This window comes from Sabulibacter ruber (genome assembly GCF_017355955.1).
In the GTDB taxonomy this organism is placed as follows: Bacteria; Bacteroidota; Bacteroidia; order Cytophagales; family Hymenobacteraceae; genus Nibribacter; species Nibribacter ruber_A.
In genome coordinates, this window is sequence record NZ_JAFFID010000001.1 from 2,093,422 (window position 1) to 2,115,208 (window position 21,787).

The 21,787-nt window shown below is 51.6% G+C and carries 17 protein-coding genes; 9 read left to right on the forward strand and 8 right to left on the reverse strand.

Annotation, left to right across the window (positions count from 1 at the left end; translation table 11 throughout):
* Positions 1-262: 262 nt before the first annotated feature.
* From JT719_RS08530 to JT719_RS08540, 3 genes are all read left to right on the forward strand, one after another.
* Positions 263-1,180 carry a carboxypeptidase-like regulatory domain-containing protein gene (locus JT719_RS08530; protein WP_207432448.1) on the forward strand — a complete coding sequence of 306 codons (918 nt, stop codon included), beginning with the start codon at positions 263-265 and terminating at the stop codon, positions 1,178-1,180.
* A gap of 332 nt (positions 1,181-1,512) precedes the next feature.
* Positions 1,513-4,035, forward strand: coding sequence for an outer membrane beta-barrel family protein (locus JT719_RS08535; protein WP_207432450.1), 2,523 nt, complete (start codon positions 1,513-1,515; stop codon positions 4,033-4,035).
* Between the two features lie 357 nt (positions 4,036-4,392).
* Positions 4,393-6,810: a TonB-dependent receptor domain-containing protein gene (locus JT719_RS08540; RefSeq protein WP_207432452.1), complete on the forward strand. Its 2,418-nt coding sequence runs from the start codon at positions 4,393-4,395 to the stop codon at positions 6,808-6,810.
* 72 nt (positions 6,811-6,882) lie between these two features.
* Here the strand turns inward: JT719_RS08540 and JT719_RS08545 are convergent, their stop codons facing one another.
* The 5 genes from JT719_RS08545 to JT719_RS08565 all read right to left on the reverse strand — a co-directional run bounded on the left by JT719_RS08545 (position 6,883) and on the right by JT719_RS08565 (position 12,054).
* Complete coding sequence (locus JT719_RS08545; protein ID WP_242693107.1) at positions 6,883-7,509, reverse strand: HD domain-containing protein; 627 nt, start codon at positions 7,507-7,509, stop codon at positions 6,883-6,885.
* Between the two features lie 150 nt (positions 7,510-7,659).
* Positions 7,660-9,522, reverse strand: coding sequence for an NAD(+) synthase (nadE, locus tag JT719_RS08550; RefSeq protein WP_207432454.1), 1,863 nt, complete (start codon positions 9,520-9,522; stop codon positions 7,660-7,662).
* 209 nt (positions 9,523-9,731) lie between these two features.
* Positions 9,732-10,394 (reverse strand): ribonuclease III, encoded by a 663-nt coding sequence (gene rnc / locus JT719_RS08555; RefSeq protein WP_207432456.1) that lies wholly within the window; start codon positions 10,392-10,394, stop codon positions 9,732-9,734.
* A 92-nt stretch (positions 10,395-10,486) separates the two neighbouring features.
* On the reverse strand, positions 10,487-11,740 hold the full coding sequence (gene fabF / locus JT719_RS08560) for a beta-ketoacyl-ACP synthase II (protein ID WP_207432458.1): 1,254 nt from the start codon (positions 11,738-11,740) through the stop codon (positions 10,487-10,489).
* A gap of 77 nt (positions 11,741-11,817) precedes the next feature.
* Complete coding sequence (locus JT719_RS08565; protein WP_048919546.1) at positions 11,818-12,054, reverse strand: acyl carrier protein; 237 nt, start codon at positions 12,052-12,054, stop codon at positions 11,818-11,820.
* A gap of 178 nt (positions 12,055-12,232) precedes the next feature.
* Between JT719_RS08565 and JT719_RS08570 the strand changes: the two genes are divergently transcribed.
* A complete protein-coding gene (locus JT719_RS08570; RefSeq protein WP_207432460.1) occupies positions 12,233-12,658 on the forward strand; it encodes an IPExxxVDY family protein in 426 nt (141 codons plus the stop codon).
* 3 nt (positions 12,659-12,661) lie between these two features.
* Complete coding sequence (gene pyk / locus JT719_RS08575; protein ID WP_207432462.1) at positions 12,662-14,092, forward strand: pyruvate kinase; 1,431 nt, start codon at positions 12,662-12,664, stop codon at positions 14,090-14,092.
* Positions 14,093-14,333: 241 nt separating this feature from the next.
* On the opposite strand, the gene rpsT is transcribed toward pyk, so the two are convergent.
* Positions 14,334-14,591 carry a 30S ribosomal protein S20 gene (gene rpsT, locus JT719_RS08580; RefSeq protein WP_066617290.1) on the reverse strand — a complete coding sequence of 86 codons (258 nt, stop codon included), beginning with the start codon at positions 14,589-14,591 and terminating at the stop codon, positions 14,334-14,336.
* Positions 14,592-14,979: 388 nt separating this feature from the next.
* On the opposite strand from rpsT, the gene JT719_RS08585 reads away from it, so the two are divergent.
* From JT719_RS08585 to JT719_RS08600, 4 genes are all read left to right on the forward strand, one after another.
* Positions 14,980-16,092: a cytochrome-c peroxidase gene (locus tag JT719_RS08585; RefSeq protein ID WP_207432464.1), complete on the forward strand. Its 1,113-nt coding sequence runs from the start codon at positions 14,980-14,982 to the stop codon at positions 16,090-16,092.
* Positions 16,093-16,195: 103 nt separating this feature from the next.
* Positions 16,196-16,954 (forward strand): MbnP family protein, encoded by a 759-nt coding sequence (locus JT719_RS08590; protein WP_207432466.1) that lies wholly within the window; start codon positions 16,196-16,198, stop codon positions 16,952-16,954.
* A 4-nt stretch (positions 16,955-16,958) separates the two neighbouring features.
* The gene (locus JT719_RS08595; protein ID WP_207432468.1) at positions 16,959-18,065 is read left to right on the forward strand and encodes a cytochrome-c peroxidase; all 1,107 of its coding nucleotides are present in this window, start codon (positions 16,959-16,961) and stop codon (positions 18,063-18,065) included.
* A gap of 220 nt (positions 18,066-18,285) precedes the next feature.
* On the forward strand, positions 18,286-18,702 hold the full coding sequence (locus JT719_RS08600) for a BrxA/BrxB family bacilliredoxin (RefSeq protein ID WP_278251857.1): 417 nt from the start codon (positions 18,286-18,288) through the stop codon (positions 18,700-18,702).
* 191 nt (positions 18,703-18,893) lie between these two features.
* On the opposite strand, the gene JT719_RS08605 is transcribed toward JT719_RS08600, so the two are convergent.
* Both JT719_RS08605 and purD read right to left on the reverse strand, forming a co-directional pair.
* Positions 18,894-20,177 (reverse strand): acetyl-CoA hydrolase/transferase family protein, encoded by a 1,284-nt coding sequence (locus JT719_RS08605; protein WP_207432470.1) that lies wholly within the window; start codon positions 20,175-20,177, stop codon positions 18,894-18,896.
* Positions 20,178-20,357: 180 nt separating this feature from the next.
* Positions 20,358-21,662 carry a phosphoribosylamine--glycine ligase gene (gene purD / locus JT719_RS08610; RefSeq protein WP_207432473.1) on the reverse strand — a complete coding sequence of 435 codons (1,305 nt, stop codon included), beginning with the start codon at positions 21,660-21,662 and terminating at the stop codon, positions 20,358-20,360.
* Positions 21,663-21,787: the final 125 nt, after the last annotated feature.

The window sequence follows — 21,787 nt, forward strand, 5'->3', positions numbered from 1 at the left end:
TCTCATTTTTATACTGTTTCAGGGGCGTTTTTCTGAAAGCAGGGTAAATCCAAAATTCCATTTACCTCCGCGTCAAAAATATCATTCAGCTATATATAATAATCCTATATACAACCCGTTCATAATGCAAAAGCTGCTATCAGGCGGTGCCGTTTGGGTGAAGGGGTGAGTTCTTTCTTGTTCAGCGCTTTCAGGTATTGTTTATCGCTCACTCCTCATCCGTTGCTCACCCTTTGCATTGGCTGAGAATATCCCCCACTTCATGAAACAGCTTATTCACTCGCTGCTGCTGGCGAGCGCCCTTGCAGGTCCGTGTCTTCCGGCGTATTCCGGGACCATCATCCACCGGAGCCAACACAATGTTCAAACCACTGCTATCACCGGAATTGTCCTGGACAGCGGCACCCAGAAGCCCATTGCCTACGCCAGTGTAGGCGTGCTGGATGAATCTACCGGAACCATTTCCAACGAAGAAGGTGCTTTCTCCCTGAGCATACCCGCTGCCCAGAGAAGTAAGAAAATCAGGATTTCGGCCATAGGGTATGAGCCCCAGGACTTGGAGATAGAGCAATTGCTAGCCACGGTTGCCGAAAGGAAAAAGCTGAAGATTTCCCTTGTTTCCAAGCCGGTGCAACTGGCCGAGGTGAAAGTGGATGGCAAACACTGGAAAAAGAAGGAATTAGGAGGCAACGCTGGGCCCTTTACCCTCTTGCATAATACCTTCACCATTATGCCTAAACCCATTCAGGAAAATCTAGGCCGTGAACACGGCATCCTCATCCCAAATGGTCCGAAGCAGTCTTTTCTAAGTAAACTGAATTTCTGCCTCACCTCCAATCAGTTTGAGGAAGTGAAATTCAGGGTGAACATATATACTTTGCACGATGGCAAGCCTTCCCAAAACATAGCCTCTCAAGACATTATTATCTCTGTGAAAGATAAGAAAAGAGGTTGGATTCAGGCAGATTTGGAGCCTTATAATCTCTACATGAAACAGGATTTCGTCATCTCCTTGGAATGGATTGCAGGTAGCCCTTTGGACTCATCAAAGTCCTTGACTTTAGCAGCGGCTTTGCCTGGTTTTCACACCATTTATCATAAAGACGCCAGCCAAGCTAAGTGGGATAAAATGTCAGCAGCAGGCATGGGCATGAACGTGGTTCTGCAACAAGAAAATTGAACAAACTACAAGACTATCCAAATTGCGGTGTACTGATTTGTGCTTACTTTTATAGAAATAAGCCTAAAACAGGAATCATCATTTACCCATAGTAATCTTAGTGTGGCTTCTTGTCCTGTAAAGCACAGCAGAGCCAGTTTTTTTATTCCTTCAGATTTTATAAAAACAAATAGAAAACAGGCTTGCGGCCATTTTGAATCAGCTAGCTAGTTCAACTATAACTATTTACCAATAAACCACTTACAGCTTACCAATATTACTTATAGCAAAATCAAGAACTTACCTATTTATACCTTATAACTATTCCTAAAACAACCTTCTAACTTCTCTTCATGCGTCATTTTTTATGGCTTGCCCTGTTAGGGTTGGCAACTGTCCCCCATGCCTGGGCGCAGACGCCCGCACCTGTGCCTACTCCGTCCCAAACCACTGCCTCCGGCGGAGGTCTCAAATTCGCCACGGGTAAAATAAGCGGTGTGGTCACAGATTCAACTACTTCCAAACCCGTTGAGTTTGCCACTGTTTCATTGGTGAGCACCGCCACCGGCAAACCCGTAGACGGCACCGTGACCGATGACCGGGGCCGCTTCACTCTCTCCCGCGTGGCCTACGGAAGCTACTCGGTGACCGTAAGTTTCATTGGGTATGAACCGCACACCCGGCCGACTTTTACGGTTTCTGAAAAAGACCCGGAAGTGGAACTGGGCCGAATTGTGCTCAAACCCATCCAGAACAAGCTCAAAGAAGTGACCGTGGTGGGCGAAAAGCCGCTGATTGAGGATAAAGTGGATCGCATGGTGTACAACGCCGAGCAGGACATCACCAACATTGGCGGGAACGCTTCTGATGTACTCAAGAAAGTGCCTTCGCTCTCGGTGGATCTGGACGGGAACGTGCAGTTGCGGGGTTCCTCTAACGTGCGGGTGCTTATCAACAACAAGCCTTCCAGCATCATGGCCAACAGCGTGGCCGAGGCCTTGCGCCAGATCCCATCAGACATGATCAAGAGCGTGGAAGTGATTACCAGCCCCTCTGCCAAGTACGATGCCGAAGGTACCGCCGGTATCATCAACATCATCACCAAGAAAAACACGCTGTACGGCGTAAACGGCAGCGTGGGAGGCTCGGTAGGAAACCGCAGCTCCAACGGAAACGGGAACGTGAACATCCGCCGGGGCAAAGTAGGCTTCAACGCCAGTTTGGGTACGCACCAGTCGTACAACAACAAGAGCGATAACGAGCTGGAGCGATTCATTACAGAAATTCCGGGGGCCGAAGCTTATTCCAGTACGCTGAACCAGAACGGGGATTTTAAGCGGAACGGTGGGGGCATCTTCGGGCAGGTTGGCTTTGATGCCGATCTGGATTCCAGCAACACCATTTCGGCGGGCATGAACCTGTACCAGGGCACTTTCCGGAGCCGGGGTAATCAGTTTTCCCGCACAGTAAACAAGGACGGAACCCAGATCATTGACTCTGACCTCACCAGCCGGAACAAGAACAACTCCCTGGATCTGAACCTGGGCTACACGCACATCTTTAAGCCGCAGCAGGAGTTATCTGTGTTGGGGCAATGGACCAACGGCAGGATGAACAACCTCTCCAACCAGGATAATTACCTGGACCAAAACGAGTTTGTTGACAACCTGCTGCGCAACACCAATGAAGGCGCCAACCGTGAGATGACCTTTCAGGCTGACTACACGCATCCGTTCAAAAACAAGACTTCGCTGGAAATAGGCAGCAAGGCCATCCTTCGGCACGCGGAGAGTGATGCGATGTACCGCCGCGAGTTTCTTTCTACCGGTGTGCAGACCGAAACGCCCAACGCCTTCACCTATGACCAGGATGTGTACTCTGCCTACGCGTCTTACGGCTTTAAACTGCTCAAGAACTACAACGTGAAAAGCGGTGCCCGCTTTGAGTACACAGATCTGCAGGGGAATTACATTGCCCCGGCACGCCCCGCGTTCACCGACAGCTACAGCAATTTCATTCCCAACGTCATGGTTTCGCGCAGTTTCAAAAGCCAAACGGTGCGGGCTGGTTATACCCAGCGCATCCAGCGGCCGCAGATCTGGTACCTGAACCCGTACGTGAATGAGCAGGACCCCAAGAACGTATCCTTCGGGAATCCGGAATTGGAGCCGGAACTGACGCACTCCTACGAACTGGGCTACAGTAATTATTTCAAGACCAGTTCCATCAACCTCTCGGTGTACTGGCGGCAGACAAACAACGCCATTGAATCGGTGCGGCGGATTGTGGGCCAGGAAGATGCATTGCCCATAGACGAAACCACCTGGCAGAAAGAAAACGTGGCCTACACTACCTACTATAACATCGGGAAGAATGCGACCTATGGCCTGAGCCTTTCGGGGAACACCAAACCCATTCCTAAGTGGAACATAGGCGGTAGCCTGAACCTAAATTACATTAACCTGAGAAGCTCTTTCCAGAACAACGCCGCCTGGCAGTACAACGTGAACGTGAACTCGGGGTACGATTTCGGGAAAGGTTTGGCGGCTCAGTTCTTTGGCTCCTACAGCTCGCCCCGGCCCACCATTCAGGGAAGATTCTCGGGTTTCTATTACACCAGTTTCAGCGTGCGCAAAGAGCTGTGGCAGAAGAAAGGCAGCCTGAGTTTTGGGGTAGACAATCCGTTTGCCAAAGCCATCCGGTTCAAGTCTGAGCTTTCCAACGAGACCTTTGTGCAGAACAGTTTAAGCCAGAACTACAACCGGGGCGTGCGGGTGAGTTTCTCGTACCGTTTCGGGAAAATGGAGATGAACCAACAGCCGCGGCGTAAGAAATCCATCCGGAACGATGACGCCAAAGCCGGCGAAAGTAACTAACCTACAATAAATCTATCTGTTAGAAGCACCCCAACCGGGTGCTTCTTTTTTTGCCCTACTTTCTGGAAAACTTCTCAAAACCATCTAACTATCAAGCATCTGAAATCCTAAAAAACCTTCAAGCCTCGCATTTCAGGCCTGTTTTCAGGAAAGTAGCACAAAAACAAAAAAAGTTTGAATAGGGAGGCAACCGATCTTCCTTGTCTTTCATCTAATAGATAGTTGCGCGACACACCGTTCTTACCCGCTTCTGCTACCATTGCCCTTACCAGTACTGTGACGCCACAGCACCAGTTTTCAGCGGCATGCCTAACCCTATGAACTTACTAAACCACCGTAACCCTCATCAGAAATCCTATGCGGCTCTCTATCATATTCGCGCTACTTTCCTTTTGTCTTTTCTCTTTCACTGCCTTAGAGGCTCAGGCGCAAACCGGAAAAGTCACCGGTGCCGTGGCTGACTCCGCCACCACCAAACCTGTGGAATTTGCTACGGTAACCCTTACCAATACCGCCACCGGCAAACCCGTAGACGGCACCATCACCGATGACAAAGGCCAGTTCACCTTCTCCAAAGTGCCGTACGGCTCTTACGCCGTTAGCGTGAGCTACTTAGGCTACGTAACTTCTACCCTACCCGCCTTTACCCTGTCTGCCGCCAAGCAGGAAATCTCATTCCCTAAGATCGGCCTTCGGAGCAGCGCCACCAAACTGCAGGAAGTAACCGTGGTAGGGCAGAAACCCTTGATTGAAGACAAAGGCGACCGGTTGGTGTACAACGCCGAGCAGGATATCAGCAACATAGGAACCACCGCCTCAGACGTGCTCCGGAAAGTGCCTTCCATCACGGTAGACGCCGACGGCAACGTGCAACTGCGCGGCAGCGGCAACTTCAAGGTACTCATGGACGGCAAAGCCTCCGGTATCATGGCCAACAACCTGGCCGATGCCCTCAAACAGATACCAGCCGATGTGATCAAGAGCGTGGAAGTAATCACCAGCCCATCGGCTAAGTACGATGCCGAGGGTACCGCCGGGATCATCAACATCATCACCAAAAAGAACAGCATGCAAGGCGTAAGCGGTAAACTGGGGGCTACGTTGGGTAACCGCAACCGCAACCTGAACGCCAGCCTGAATGCCCGCAAAGGAAAATTCGGGTTCAACTCCCGGGTGAGCGGCTATGACAACAATAACCGCCGGATTTCTTCAGTGACCCGCACCGTAGAGGGGCAAAGCATCTTCTCCCAGGAAATGAAGCACCTGGCACTAAACCACGGCTTCTACGGCCAGGCCGAGGTAACCTTTGACCCCGATACCCTCAATGCCTTCAACCTCAGCATCGCCGGTCGGCAAAACAACTTCACCGGCCGCGGCGACCAATTCACCCGTGATGCCAACGGCCTCCAGTACTCAGACCTGGAGAACATCTGGAAAGGCGCAGGCGTTGACATGAACTTTGGGTACACCCACACCTTCAAACCGCAGCATGAGCTCTCAGTGCTGGCCCAGTGGAACCACAACGAGTCTGATGACGTGTATGACAACAAACTGTTCAACTCAGAGAATGCCCTGCTCCAAAGCCAGGTGAACAACAACGATGCCCCCAGCGATGAAAAGACATTTCAGGTAGACTACAGCCGAGGGTTCAAGAACGAGGGCAAACTGGAACTGGGCGCCAAAACCATCCTGCGCGATGCCACCAGTAACACCTCCTATAACTTCTCTTTCCCGGCCAAGGCAGATTCTGTGGTGATCAACAACTTTGATTATGACCAGGATGTAGTGGCCGCCTATTTCACCTACGCTTTCCAGCTCAAGAAGAAATACAGCTTCCACCTGGGTACTCGCTATGAGCACACCGCCACCAAAGGCGTTTTCCATAACACCAACAAAGGCACTTTGGAACGCAGCACCTTCGCCAACGACTATGACAACGTGATTCCCAGCTTGTCTGTCTCCCGCACTCTGGACTCCATCCACACCGTGCGCGTGAGCTATACCCAGCGCATCCAGCGTCCGCAGATCTGGTCACTGAACCCGTTCCTGCAGCTAGAGGACTTCAACAACGGGTTCAGAGGAAACCCCACACTGGACGCCGAACTCACCCACTCGTATGAGATCAGCTATAACACGTTCTTCAAAACCACTTCCATCAACGCCTCTGTGTTCATGCGCCAAACCGACAACGCCATCCAGCATGTGGTAAAATCTGAGCCCATGACCATTGACGGCACCACCCGCGACGTTTTGATGATCACTTTTGATAATCTGGCTAAAAACCGCGCCTATGGCTTGAGCTTGTCTGGCTCTACCAAACCAATATCCGCCTTGAGCATCAGCCCCAGCTTTAACCTGAATTATGTAGACATCAAAAGCAACGGGCTCTCCAACAAAGGTTTTCAGTATAATTTCAACCTGAACACCAGCTATGACATAAACAAAACGCTTACGGCTCAGGTGTCTGGGGGCTATTACTCCGGCGGCCAGATCCTGCAGGGCGAGTGGGGCTCCAGCTACTACACCAGCTTCTCGGTGCGTAAGAAGATTCTGGATGACAAAGGCAGCATCAGCTTTGGGGTGAACAATCCGTTTGCCAAAACCATTGATTACAACCATAGGGTGAGCACGCCTGCCTATACGCAAGAGGTTCACAATTACACCTACAACCGGACCCTGCGCCTCAGCTTTGACTGGAACTTCGGGAAGATGCAGGCCAGCAACCGCCAGAAGAAAACCATCCAGAACGATGACGCGGCCAGCGGCGGCAAATAAGAAAAGAATTGAGTGACTCCTGAATCGGGGCTGATTTCTGAAAATCAGCCCCGATTTGCTTTTATCCGGAAGCTAGGCCGTCCAGTATTCCAGGTTTCGGTCTTCCTCTAATTTGAGCAACGCTTTCTGTACTTCATAGCAGGCCAGCATGTACAGGCGGAACGGCTCGGCCCTTTTCAGCACCTCCAGCACCGCCACAATTTCCGGTAGGTACACTTTCGCGAAGCTGAAATCATTCCGGATGATGTCGCGGGTGTTGTCAATGATGTCGGCTAGTTTGATGGTCTGGGCCCGGGGCAGTGTGGTGGCAATGCGCGCCCGCTCCATTTCCTTACGTCGTTTGCGGTTGTGCCCGGGAGCCTGTTCTTTGGTGAACTGGTCAGTGAGGTCTACCACCATCTGCAGCACCTCAGCGGACTTTACAATGGAGCCCTGGCATACCTCTTCCAGGAAGGCCTGCAATTCGGCCTCGGTGACGGGGGTATCTTCCAGCACATCGTGCAGGAGCGCGGCCATGACCATTCCGGTGGTGCCGCCGTAGGTCATCACCATGTGGGCCACCCGCTCCAGATGCCGCACGTACGGCTCGTTGTTGTATTTCCGGCGCTGCTCCCCGTGTGCCTTTACGGCAAAATGCCACGTGGCCCGCTCCTGTTCATTAAAGAATAATGGACAAACTAACTGTTCCATGAGAAACATACTCTCTGATGCTTGTTAGAGGATACGGAATCATGCGGCCTACACCTAAAATAAAACCGGATTTTGGCTTATTTTTTACAAAACAGGCCAAAATCCGGTTGGGTAGCTGAAAATACGAATGCAAGTTCCTTCACCCCGAAGGGCACACGGCTAAGAAGGTAACTGGTTAAGCTCTTGCCGGAACCCGCCGCTCAGGATTGGGAACCGGAGCCAGCTTCTGGGGTCCACGTTGTAATCGTCCAGGTGGAAAGCCGGGGCATAGCGTTCACGTTTCCATTGGTTACGGCTCCAGAGCGAGTAAAACCGCTGGATGAACTGCCGCAACTTGTCATCTGGGTACGTGCCTTTCAGTTCCTGAAATACCTGCTGCGGCGAAAGACGGTTGTAAAAGGCCAACCGCTCAATCTGGTTCAGGAGCGGATAAGGCATGAGGTCCTCTTCATCGGTTTGGGTTTTCTCCAGGGGCCGCAACTCCGCCGAGGGCTGCAGGTTGTTCACGTACTGCAATCCTTCGTAACCTAATTGCAACTGGGCCCACACCAGCCACTGCCGGATGAACGCTTTGTCTACCCCGGCAATGGGTGAGATACTACCGGCGGTGTCTCCGTCCATGGTAGCGTACCCTACCGATGCCTCTGAGCGGTTAGAGGTAGCCAAGAGCAGCGAGTTTCTGAGGTTGGCCAGCATCCAGATGCCGGGGGCACGCACCCGGGCCTGAATGTTCTGCAGGGTCAAATCATCATGCTCCCAGGTGAGTTCACGGCCAATGGCATGTTCAATCTTGCCCCGGTAACTTTTCACTTCCTCGTCAATGGTCCAGTTGTAGAAAACCGCCCCAATGGATCTGGCCAGTTCTTCCGCGGAGCGATAGGTATCATCTGAGGAGTTGATGGTGCCTTGATAGGCCGTTACCAGTAGTTTGCTTACTAAGACGTTTCTGAGCTCATCTGCGGAAAGTTGCCTGAAAACAGGAAACTCTTCGGGGGTGAGGCAGTTGGTTTTCTGCACAAATTCTTCTAACCCAATCTCGGCTACGGCCCGGCGCACCATTTCGGCTACGGCTACGGCGCACAAAGATGAATCGGCCCCACCGCTGAGCGACAGAACAAAACCCCGGCTCCGGCTTTTGCGCAGGTAGTCAAACAAAGCCAGCGTAATTGCCGAGATGAATTCTATGTTCTCGTCTACCGGCGGTAAGGGCAATACATCTACCGGCGGCAGTGGATTTTCAAAGGAGACCTCGGCGCATTCAAAGTCCACGCTTTTAAAGGAAAGCAGTTGGTTGCGCAGAATCACATTCCCGTTCTGGGCAATGATGGTTTCACCGTCATAGATCATTCTGCCAGCCTCGTTGCCCAGCATGTTCACGTACAGGTAGGTGCATTCAAACTCCCGGGAGGCATCTACCACCAGATGGTAACGCACATCGGTCTTGCTCATGGCAAAGTGGCTGGCACTTGGATTGATGATGAGCTGCACTCCCTTGGGCTTGTGCCGATAGGCCGGGCGGTTAGCATTGCGCCAGGCGTCCTCGCAGATCTCAAAGGCAAACTTCACGCCCTGGTGTTCATAGATAATGTCCCCAATCTGGTAGGTCTGGCCCAGCATCTCAAACTTCTCTACCGTATTGGGCACCCAGGAACTGAACCAGCGCGGCTCGTAATGAACGCCATCATTGGCCAGGAACTGCTTGGCGGTGAAGCCTAATATCTGCTTGTTTGAAATGACGCAGGCTGTGTTGTACGTGGTATTGTTCAACCGAATGGGAAGGCCCACGCACACAATCACGCCCTCGCACCATTCCTTTATTTCCAGCAATCGCTCAAAACACTCCAGAGACACCCACTCACTCAGGAAAAGGTCTTCGCAGCCGTACCCGGGAATGCTCATCTCGGGGAGGCAGAGGATATCTACGTTCTGCTCTTTCGCCTGCTCAATGGCTGATTTGATGTTACGAAGATTGTTGTCCCAATCCAGTGGAGTCTGGTTGAGGGCCGCGCCAGCAAGTTTCATAGTTTAATCTTGGTGTTTAAGGCTTTTCTAACGCAAGAAATACCTTACGTGTTAGAAATACGTGTTTGGATAAGGCATATCCCCGTCACCGTACCTTACAAAACTAAGAACCTTCTCATTAGAACCAAGAAAGAAACATGCCTCTTCCGCACCTTAAGACAGGATAGGTGTTTTGGCTGTGTTTCTGGAAAAAGAGGAGAAAAACGAAATTACGGCAGGATAACGCCCGTGGACCTGAGCACTTCCATGCTTTTTTCGGCGGCGGCTTGCTCGGCTTTCTTCTTGGAAAGACCGCTTCCGCTGGCAATAATGTCATTGTCTACCACCACGGCGGCGGTGAATTCTGTGGTGCTGCCAGACTGCTTCTGGCCCACAATCTCGAACCGGATGCTGCGGTTCTGGCCCTGCGCCCACTCAATCAGTTTGCTCTTGAAATTGCTGGTGGTGGTAGTGAGCTGGTGCAGGTCAAAGTGCGGTTTCACCAGCTTCTTCAGGATAAACTCTTTGGTATCGGTGTAGCCTTTGTCCAGGTACACGGCGCCCACCAAAGCCTCCAGGGCATTCCCATTGATGAACTTATGGCGGGTAACACCAGAAATGTTATCAACCTTGATCAGGGAGTGCAAGCCTACTTTAACGGCAAGGTTGTTCAGAGACTCGCGGTTCACCATGCGCGACCGGATCTCGGTTAAGAAACCTTCGTCTTTGTAAGGATACTTTTTGAAAAGATACTCCGCAATGACCGCCCCCAGAATGGCATCGCCCAAAAACTCCAGACGCTCATTGGTTTCCTGGTTCCCTTTCAGGTTCTGGCGCACATACGAGGTATGCGTAAACGCCAGTTGGTAAAGGTGAAGGTTGTCTGGTGCCATGCCCGTAATGTGGGTAATGGCATTTACAAATACTTTGTCTTTGTAAAAGAATCTGTTTATTGCGCGAAAGACCGGTCTGATCGGGCTAAACACTACTCACTGAATTTTTTGAAAATCACAGAGGTGTTATGGCCGCCAAAACCGAAGGTATTGCTCATGGCTACCTTCACATCCCGCTGCTGCGCTTTGTTAAACGTAAAGTTCAGCTGCGGATTAAACTGGTCATCACTGGTAGTGTGGTTGATAGTGGGCGGTACCACTCCGTTCTGGATAGAAAGGATAGATGCTACGGCCTCTATAGCCCCGGCAGCTCCCAGAAGGTGGCCGGTCATAGATTTAGTGGAGCTGATGTTGAGGTTGTACGCGTGCTCGCCAAACACATACTCAATGGCTTTGGCTTCGCTCACGTCTCCCAGCGGAGTAGACGTACCGTGTACGTTGATGTAGTCTACCTCTTCTGGTCTGATGCCAGCGTCTTTCAGCGCGTTGGCCATCACGTTGCGGGCTCCCAATCCTTCTGGGTGGGGCGCAGTGATGTGGTACGCATCGGCAGACATACCGCCGCCAATCAGCTCAGCATATATTTTAGCACCGCGGGCTTTCGCGTGCTCGTATTCTTCCAGTACAATGGCCGCCGCGCCTTCGCCTAACACAAAACCATCGCGGTCTTTGTCAAACGGACGGGAAGCAGTCTCTGGAGAATCGTTGCGCTCAGAAAGGGCTTTCAGAGCATTGAAACCACCAATACCGGCCTCGGTCACCGCTGCTTCAGAACCACCGCTCACTACCACGTCAACCATACCCAACCGGATGTAGTTGAAGGAGTCAATCAAGGCGTTGGTAGCAGAGGCACAGGCAGAAACGGTCACAAAGTTAGGACCTCTGAACCCGTATTTGATGGAGATATGACCGGCGCTGATGTCGGCGATCATTTTAGGAATGAAGAAAGGATTGAACCGTGGGTTTCCGCCACCATTCGCAAAGTTCACGCATTCTTCCTGGAAGGTACGCAAGCCGCCAATACCAGAGCCCCAGATTACCCCAATGCGCTCTTTGTCAAGAGACTCATCCTCCAGGCGGGCGTCTTTTACGGCTTCATCGGCTACTATGACAGCAAATTGCGTAAAGAGGTCCATTTTACGGGCCTCTTTACGGTCAAAGTATTGCTCAGGGTCATACCCTTTTACTTCACAGGCAAATTGGGTCTTAAATTTTGAGGCATCAAAGCGAGTGATGGGCGCTGCCCCACTCACCCCGTTTACGAGGCCGTTCCAGTATTCAGAGACGGTATTCCCCAGAGGGGTAAGCGCACCAAGGCCAGTTACTACAACTCTCTTAAGCTCCATACGCTGCTAGTAGAGGGAAAGAACCTGTATTGATTAGGTAAAAATTGGATCGATAGAAGAAAAAAGGAAGGAAGGGATTACTTTGCGTGCTCTTCCAGATAGCTGATCGCTTGGCCTACCGTTGCAATATTCTCAGCTTGATCGTCTGGAATAGACACGTTGAATTCTTTCTCAAATTCCATGATTAATTCAACTGTATCAAGAGAGTCGGCACCCAGGTCGTTTGTAAAGCTAGCCTCAGGCGTTACCTCAGATTCCTCAACGCCCAATTTATCGATGATGATAGCTCTTACTTTTTCTGCGATTTCTGACATTTTTTTAGAAGTTTTTTAAAACACAGTGCAAAGAAATAGATTTGGGAACACAATGTCAAACAAAATACGAGCAATAGTTTTATTGGCACACTTTTCTGCAAAGGTTTGCGGTGTTTCCAATAACCTTCTTTAAATTGCCACCCAACTTTAGATTTACCCTGGCAGAGCAATACAACTCATGAAATCTTTCCGTCTGGACATAGAACATGATTTTGATTTCGACTTATACGGAGTTGTCTCTTCTAGTAAGGAACACACTCTTGCCTGGGCATTGAATAAGTACTTTCGTATTAGGTTAGTGAAGCAGGCAGATCTGTGCATTGAGTTTTTGAACAAAGGCAGGTTGGTTATTTCCAACTACCTGCATTTGGCAGAACATGGCTCTTTGCGTTTGTTCAGGAACAGATCTGTGGGAACCAGCACCCTTGCCTCGCCTTTTCTCGTACCAGATATCAAAGAATACGATTATGTAATACAAGTGTCTGGCGGGCTCAGCCATTTACAGCAGGAGCTGCTGCAGGCACTTAACGCCGTACCGCTGGTACAGTACGTGCGTTCCTTTGACCCGCATTGTTTACGTTACAAAGAAAACCTGCTATTCTAGCGCATGGCTATTAACTTCAACAAAACCAAGATTATTGCAACGGTTGGCCCGGCCAGCAACACCCCTGAGCGCCTACGCGCCCTTATCCAGGAAGGGGTAGATGTTTTTCGCCTGAATTTCTCACACGGCGCCCACCAGGAACACCTGAAGGTGATTGAACACGTACGCGCCATCAATGCTGCCGAAGGCTTCAATATATGCTTACTGCAAGACTTGCAGGGCCCCAAAATCCGGATCAACGATGTACAGGACGGCGCCATTGAGATAGTGGAAGGCCAGCAGCTGACTTTTGTCTATGACAAGTCAATTGGTACCCCTCAGAAACTTTCCCACAGCTACGCCCGCCTGGCCCAGGATGTGCGCCCCGGCGATGCTATCCTGATTGACGATGGTAAACTGGAAGTGCGTGTTCTAAGCACCGATGGCGTGAACGAGGTGTTAACCGAGGTAGTGTACGGCGGCGTGGTGAAACCCCGCAAAGGCATGAACCTGCCAGACACCGTGGTAACTGCTCCTTCCCTTACTGAGAAAGACATTCAGGACCTGCACTTTGGCCTGGACAACAATGTGGAATGGATAGCCCTTTCTTTCGTGAGAAAAGTGGAGGACATCTATGAGATCAAGCGCATCATTGCTGAGCGTGGCAAAGACACAAAAGTGGTGGCCAAGATTGAAAAGCCAGAGGCCATCCGCAACATTGACTCTATCATTGAAGCCACCGATGCCGTAATGGTAGCCCGTGGTGACCTTGGGGTGGAAGTGGGTATGGAAGAAGTACCTATGCTGCAGAAAATGATTGTGGAGAAATGCAACGCACTGGGCAAGCCGGTAATTGTGGCCACCCAGATGATGGAAAGCATGATCACCAACCCACGCCCAACCCGTGCGGAGACCAATGACGTGGCCAACGCGGTAATGGACGGCGCCGACACCCTGATGCTGAGCGCTGAAACTGCCGCCGGTGCCTACCCAGTAGAGACCATCCGCAGCATGACCCGCACTATTCAGTCAGTAGAATCGCAGGCGCCGGTATTCCACCGCAACTTCGTGCACAACACCCAGTCCCCTACATTCTACAATGATACCGTTGTAGCAAGCGCTGTGACCCTGGCCCGTGACACCGATGCCCGTGCGTTGATCTGCCTTACCAAGTCTGGCTACACCGCCTTCCAACTAGCGAAACACCGTCCAAAAGCCGATATCTTCGTGTTCACGGATAACCGGGTTCTTCTGAACACCTTGAACTTGGTTTGGGGAATCAGAGGCTACTACTATGACCGTTTCGTTTCCACGGATGAGACCATTTCTGACCTGAAAGAAATTCTGGTAAGAGAAGGACACCTGCAAACCGGCGACATCTTCATCAACATAGGCTCTATGCCGGTAATGGAGAAAAAACGCGCCAACATGATCAAACTAAGCGTGGTGCACTAATCTAAACCACTCCTGAATAAAACAGAAAGGCCTGCTATGTGAGTAGCAGGCCTTTCTGTTTTAGATCTGTTTATCTCCGCGTTTCAGCACTGGTTTCTGGTTTCAAGGCTAAAAACACACAACGGTGAAGCCTAACTACCACTAACGGGTAATCCCTAATCCAGAAGTGGGCACAAACACAAAAGCCTTGCTTACAGCAAGGCTTTTAAATAACCCAAGAAATGTAAATACTGCTGTAAAACTAGGCAGCTAAGGTATTCACGAAACGAGCCAATTTAGATTTGTTGTTGGCCGCTTTGTTTTTGTGAATCACATTCTTCTTCGCCAATTTGTCAAGCATACCAGATACCGTCTTGAACAGTTCTTGCGCCTCGGCTTTGTCAGTTGTATTTCTCAAACGCTTTACAAAGGTACGGGTGGTTTTCGCCTGATAGCGGTTCAGCAAGCGTTTCGCGTTGTTGGATCTGATTCTCTTTAATGCTGACTTATGGTTAGCCATGGTTGTGATTATAGATAAATGCTTTTGACTCTGATTCTAAATGAGTTTGCAAAACTACAAGGTTGCAGATTAATTTCCAAGAAATCTTTCTCAAAAATAATTCAACTTTTTGCTTTTCTTCCTCTCTTACAGACAAATACAAGCCAGAAGAGTTCCCTGCGTTTCCGTTTTGCAATGCAAAGGTAACATTTACAACAATCTAAAAACACCTTTATGCAAAAGAATTAAGCGGTTGCCTTACTGGCATGTACCTCACCAATAGGCAAAACGGATATTTCTTCGGTTCTTAGATGTACGGTTTGGGCCTTCTTTCCTGAAATTTGCCCTGAAACAGGCGAATACGGAAAACAATCTCTTCGCCGTTATCCTTAAAATCAGATACGATCTCATGCGTATTGACCATAAGCTATTGCTCTGGGGCTGGGTGGCCATTACTTTCTTCCTGGGAAGCTGCAGCGAGGCTTCTCCCGGGGAAGAGCCCCCTGCTGCCCTTCCGACTCCTACTCCCTACCAACTGGATCTTCCTCAGCGCTTCGGGGGCATTCAGGCGATTCCCGCCGATAATCCGCTTACCCAGGAGGGCGTGGCTTTGGGCCAAACCCTTTTTTATGAGAAAGCGCTTTCTGCCAACAACACCATGTCCTGCGGAAGCTGTCACCAACAGCAATTCGCCTTTACCGATGGGCAGGCCGTAAGCAAAGGAATTGACGGTATTGCCGGCACGCGCAGCGCCATGTCATTGGCCAATCTGCTGTGGGTCTCCCAGTTCAACTGGGACGGCGGACCAAAGTCACTGGAAGAACAAGCGAAGATTCCGCTAGAGAGCCCTATTGAACTGCACCAGAACCTGGATGTTGCCGTAGCCAAATTGCAGGCCACAGAGAAATACCCAGCGCTATTTGAAAAGGCTTTTGGCAGAGGGCCCATCACCAAAGAGAACCTGCTTAAAGCCCTAGCCCAGTTTACCCGCACGCTCATCTCCTCCAACTCCAGGTTTGACCGCTACCAGGAGGGCAAGGAAAACCTAACCGTAGACGAGTTATTGGGCATGCGCCTCTTCCTCACACACCCAGACCCCAACATCAGCCTGCGCGGCGGCAACTGCGGCGACTGCCACGGCGGCACCCTGCAAACCTTTAACACGTTCCATAACAACGGGCTGGATGCCGAACCCAAAGACGCGGGCCGGTGGCTGATTACGGGCAAGGAAAGTGACCGAGGCAAGTTCAGGGCACCTTCGCTCCGCAACATCGCGCTTACCGCACCCTACATGCACGATGGTCGGTTCAAGACCCTGGAAGACGTGTTAAACCATTACAATGAGCACGTAAACATGCAGGACCCTAACCTGGACCCACTCATTGAAGAAGCCCGTAATGATTTCGGGGGCGCCACGCTAGGGCTAACGGCCGAGGAGAAGCGGCAAATCATTGCCTTTCTGCACACCCTCACAGATGAAACCTTCGTCAAAGACCCTCGCTTCTCTGACCCTAATAAGTAAGCCAAGAAACACGTTTCCGCCCTGTTTTCTTTAAACCACACCTGAAATGGCGAACAGCCTACGTTCGCACCATACAGAATCCCCCACTTTCTATCCTACAATTATGAAGTCACGTTTTACTTTTGGTAAAAACCTTTCCGCTGCTTTCCTCCTGGTGCTTGCCCTCTTTTCCTGGAGCTGCTCAGACGATGACGAATCTACTGTCGCGGAGCCTAGTCAGGTCACGCTGGCTTTTCAGCACACCTTTAACACGCAGCCTTTCGCGCTAGAACAGGAATACACCAACGCGCACGGGCACCGAGTGAAGTTCCACGCCTTCCGGTACTACATCAGTAACGTGAAGCTTACCCGCCCAGACGGCACCACCTACGAGGAACCCAACAGCTACCATCTCATCGAACGCACCGCCGATCACACCCAGGAGAGTTTCACCCTTCCGGATGTGCCGGCGGGAACGTATACCACGCTTACTTTCAGCGTAGGCGTAGACCCTGCCAGCAACCACTCCACCGACCAGGTAGGCGATCTGGACCCCAACCAGAACATGGCCTGGGACTGGGATACCGGCTACAAATTTCTGGTAGCCGAAGGGCAGTATTTCAACACTTCTGAGGGTGCTTTCAAGAACTTCCTGTACCACATTGGCCACGATGCGAATTACCGCACCATAACCCTTGCTCTGCCTTCTAACTGGGGCCTTACCGGGGAGAACCGTACCTTGGACCTGCTCACCAATAGCAGGACCTTGTTCGGTGGTCCTAACGTGATTGACCTGAGCGCCACGGGGTTTTCCAGCGTGATGGGCGGAGCCAATGCGGCCCTGGTGGCTGACAACATCCGGCAAATGTTTCAACTGAAATAAACCCATGCAACGGGGCTTGTTTTTCTCCCGGGCGTTCCGCCGATGGCCTGCTTTACCTGGCTGCCTTGTAGGGTTGCTGGGCTGCTGGGTCATGGGCTGCTCGTCAGGGGTTGAAACCGACAATCCAGAGCCCAATCGCTACGAAGTGACTGCACCCGCGAACCTGGGAACCACTGTCCCGTTTCCAGAGCGGAATCCGTTTACCAAAGAGGGCGTGCTGCTGGGAAAGAAATTGTTCTTTGACCCGATTCTCTCCGGCAATAACCAGATCAGTTGCGCCACTTGCCACCAACCCGAAAAGGCTTTCTCAGACGGGCTGGCACTCACCACAGTGGGAGCTTCCGGGCAACCTCTGCGGAGACACGTACCGGCCTTGCAGAACCTGGCCTGGAGCCAGGGCTGGTTCTGGGACGGCGGCGCCAAAGACCTGGAATCCCTGGCCGTGGGGCCACTCACCCACGCCGACGAGATGGCGCAGGACCTCAGGGAACTGACCCGGGAACTGCAAAACCATTCCTCCTACCCCCCTCAGTTCAAGGCCGCCTTCGGGACCGATTCTATAACATCATCTTCAATCATGCGGGCCTTGGCGCAATTCCAGCGCACGCTCATCAGCGGCAATTCCCGGTATGACCACTACGCACGCCAGGAACCCAATGCCATGCTGACCTCGGCGGAACTGAGAGGATTAACTTTGGTTCGGCAACACTGCGCGCCCTGCCACGCCACCGATTTCTTTACTGACCAAAGCTACCGCAACAACGGATTAGACGCTGTTTTCCCCGTGGACCACGAGCAAATGGCCTGGGGAAGAGGCCGCATCACGAAACGCCCGGAGGACATAGGCAAATACAAGGTCCCCACGCTAAGGAACGTGGCTATTACCGCCCCCTACATGCACGATGGCCGTTTCCAGACGCTAGCACAGGTGTTGGACCATTACACCCACGGCCTGGTTTCCTCGCCCACGCTAGACCCCATCTTTAAGCGCCCAGATGGTTCCTTAGGCCTCCCCCTTTCCGCCGCAGAGAAAACAGACATCATTTCCTTTCTCCATACCTTGACAGACAGAGACTTTCTCCAGAACCCGGCTCATCAACCCAGTAAGTAATTGTAGATAGAAGTTCGGCTGAAGCCTTCTCTCTTCTTGAAGTCTTGGCTCCAAACCTTCATAATCAGAAGAAAACATTGCTTGAGGAGCCTTTTCCAGTTTCCAAGAAGAGAATTGCTATCCTTTCGGAAACCAGAAAAGGGCCTGCTGTGTTTTAAGGTTGATTTCGTAATTTTACCTCAGAAACAGAATTCACCTAAATTCATCCATACCCATGGCAATGTACCCTGAATATATGGTTGCCCCTATCCGCGAAGACCTAACTTCTGCCGGTTTTGAGCAACTAATGACGCCTGAAGAAGTTGAGGCGGTTTTAAACCAGAAAGAAGGCACCGTATTGGTAGCCGTTAACTCTGTATGTGGTTGCGCCGCTGCCAAAGCCCGTCCGGCCCTGAAAATGGCCGTTGCCAGCAGCGAGCAAAGACCTTCTAAACTGGTAACTGTGTTTGCCGGAATGGAAACCGAAGCCGTAGCCAAAGCGCGTGAATACATGCTGCCTTACCCTCCGTCTTCTCCCTCTATCGCCTTGTTCAAAGACGGTGAGCTGGTGCACATGATTGAGCGCCACCACATCGAGGGCAATGACTTAACCCGCATTGTAGACAACCTGCAAGGCGCATTTGAAGATTACTGCTAATCTGCCTCGTTTTCATAAAACAGAACGGCCTGACTTCTACAAGTCAGGCCGTTCTGTTTTTAGGGTGTTTTTCAGGAAACAGGCTATAAACGGTAAAAACCTGTTAAGTTTTGAAAACCTCACAGGTTTGATGGCTTGCATTACAACATGCACCGTGGCATTGAAAACAATCAGCAATTAACAACCAGCAATTACAGTACCTTGAACCGCTCAAACGCCAGACGCTCCAGTTCCTCCTGGTGGGAAGGGTGCGCAATCCTGATCAGTTCCTTGGCGCGCTGCCGCAGGTTTTTGCCGTACAAATCAGCGATGCCGTATTCTGTGACGATGTAGCGGACGTGGGCGCGAGTAGTAGTCACACTGGCCCCGGGCTTCAGGATGTTCACAATCTTGGATTCGCCTTTGTTGGTGATAGACGGCAGCGCGATGATGGGTTTTCCTCCTTCTGACAGGGCCGCGCCGCGCATAAAGTCCATTTGGCCACCTACACCGGAGAACTGGTACGTCCCGATGCTATCGGCGCAGACCTGGCCGGTGAGGTCTACCTCAATAGCGCTGTTGATAGCCGTGGTTTTGGGGTTCTGCCGGATGATGGACGTGTCATTGGTAAAAACGGTCTCCTTCATCACCACTCCCGGATTGTCGTGCAGGAAATCAAACACCTTCTGCGAGCCGTTCACAAAGCAGGAAACAATCTTGTTTTTCAGCACTTTCTTGCGGGCTCCGGTAATCACTCCTTTTTCTACCAGCGGAATAATACCGTCTGAGAACATCTCGGTGTGGATGCCCAGGTCTTTGTGGTTGCCCAGTTGCTGCAGCACCGCATCCGGAATACCGCCAATGCCCATCTGCAGGGTGGCCCCGTCTTCCACCAGAGAAGCCACCAGTTCCCCGATCTTGCTTTCTACCAAACCGCAGGCTTTCGCGGCGTGAGCCGGCAAAGGCTCGTCTACCCACACTTTGGCGTGGAATTTACTTACGTGCACAATGCCATCACCGTGGGTGCGCGGCACCCGCGGGTTCACCTCGGCAATCAAGATCTTGGCAGTCTCCACCGCCGACAAGGCCACATCCACCGAGGCGCCCAACGTACAGTACCCGTGCGCATCGGGCGGCGACACCTGTACCATGGCCACGTCCAGCGGTAGAATGTTGCGCCGGAACAGCAGCGAAATCTCACTCAGGAAAATTGGAATGTAATCGGCGGTGCCTTCGTTGAGCGCCTGTCGGATGTTACCGCCCACAAAGCAGGCGTTGGTCTTGAAACTGCCGGCGTGCTCTGGGTAGGTGTAGGGCGCAGGTCCCTCCGTATGCATATGGATGAACTCCACGTCTTGCAGCTCCGGGCCACGGGCAGCTACGGCATTGATCAGGCGCAAAGGCGTCATGGCCGCCCCGTGCACAAACACGCGGTCTCCAGACTTAATGAGTTTTACGGCTTCTTCGGCGGAGGTATAGTCAGGTTGTTGAGACATGGATGTATGACTTGATGATGTTGGTTCTACGAAAAATCGGCGCAAAGATTACCTTCTGCCTCCCGGCTGAAAATGACAAAGGCCAGCATCTCTGCCGGCCTTTGTCATTTTTGCCTTATTATTCTGAAAACAGCGGGAAAACACCTTTTCCAGAATTCGGCATATTTTATAGAAATCACCTTAAAAACGCTCTGCCAGATATTGCTTCAGGTCAAAGCCGATGTCCTGGCGGAAATATCTTCCCTGCCATTTGATCTGCGCCGCTCCGGCGTTGGCCTTGCTCAGGGCCTCTTCCATGTCCTGGCCCAGCCCGGTGATGGCAATGACGCGTCCGCCGTCTGTCACAATGGTTCCCTCGTGGGTTTTCTTGGTACCGGCGTGGAAACACAGCACGTTCTCAGGCAATGCCTTGTCTAAGCCCTGGATTTCCTTGCCTTTCTCGTAGTCCTCTGGGTATCCGCCGGAAACCAGGAAGATGGTAGTGGCCGAGCGGGAATCAATCTCCAGTTGGAACTTGCCCAATTCATGGTCATGCAGCGCCTTGAACAGCTCAAACAAATCTGATTTAATGCGCGGCAGAATGGCCTCGGTCTCGGGGTCGCCCAGGCGCACGTTGTATTCAATCACGTACGGGTCGCCGTTGCAGTTCATCAGCCCGATGAACAGGAAACCAGTGTACGGAATGCCTTCCTGCTGCAATCCAACCAGGGTTGGTTCAATCACCCGCTGCCTCACTTTGGTCATGAACGCCTCATCGGCGAACGGAACTGGGGAAACCGCCCCCATGCCGCCCGTATTCAAACCCACATCGCCCACGCCAATGCGCTTGTAATCCTTGGCTTCGGGGAGCAGCACGTATTCCTTGCCATCGGTCAGGATGAACGCCGAGAGTTCAATGCCCTGCAGAAACTCCTCTACCACTACTTTGTCTCCGGCAGTACCGAATTTGTTGTGCTTGAGCATCCCGGCCAGGGTGAAGCTGGCCTCCTCGTAATTCTGGGCAATTACTACGCCTTTGCCGGCGGCCAAACCATCGGCTTTGAGCACTACCGGGTACGGGTGGTTCTGCAGATAAACCAGGGCCTGGTCATAGGTGTCGGCGGTGAACGTCTGGTAACGGGCCGTAGGAATGCCGTACTTCAACAGGAACTGCTTGGAAAAGTCTTTGCTGCCCTCTAACTGAGCGCCCGTCTTGCGCGGCCCCACCACCAAGATGTGTTGCAGGTATTCTTTCTCTGCGAAGTAATCGGCAATACCTTCTACCAGGGCGGCCTCCTGGCCTACCACCAGCATCATGATGTTGAAATCAGTGGCAAACTTGGCAAGTTCCTCAAAGTCAGTGATGGAGATGTCCACGTTGGTGGCAATCTGGGCCGTACCCGCGTTACCGGGCGCCACATAGATTTTGTCACAGTAAGGGCTTTGGCTAATCTTCCAGGCCAGGGCGTGCTCACGGCCGCCCGCTCCTATTATCAGTACGTTCATACAAGCAGGATTTATGCTTAAGCCGGGCTCAAGCGTGTCACAAAAGGGCTTCTTTCCGTTTTCAGGTTAAACCCCATAAATTAGGCCAAAAACGGAAGGAGTATACAAAGGAAACAAAAAAAGCA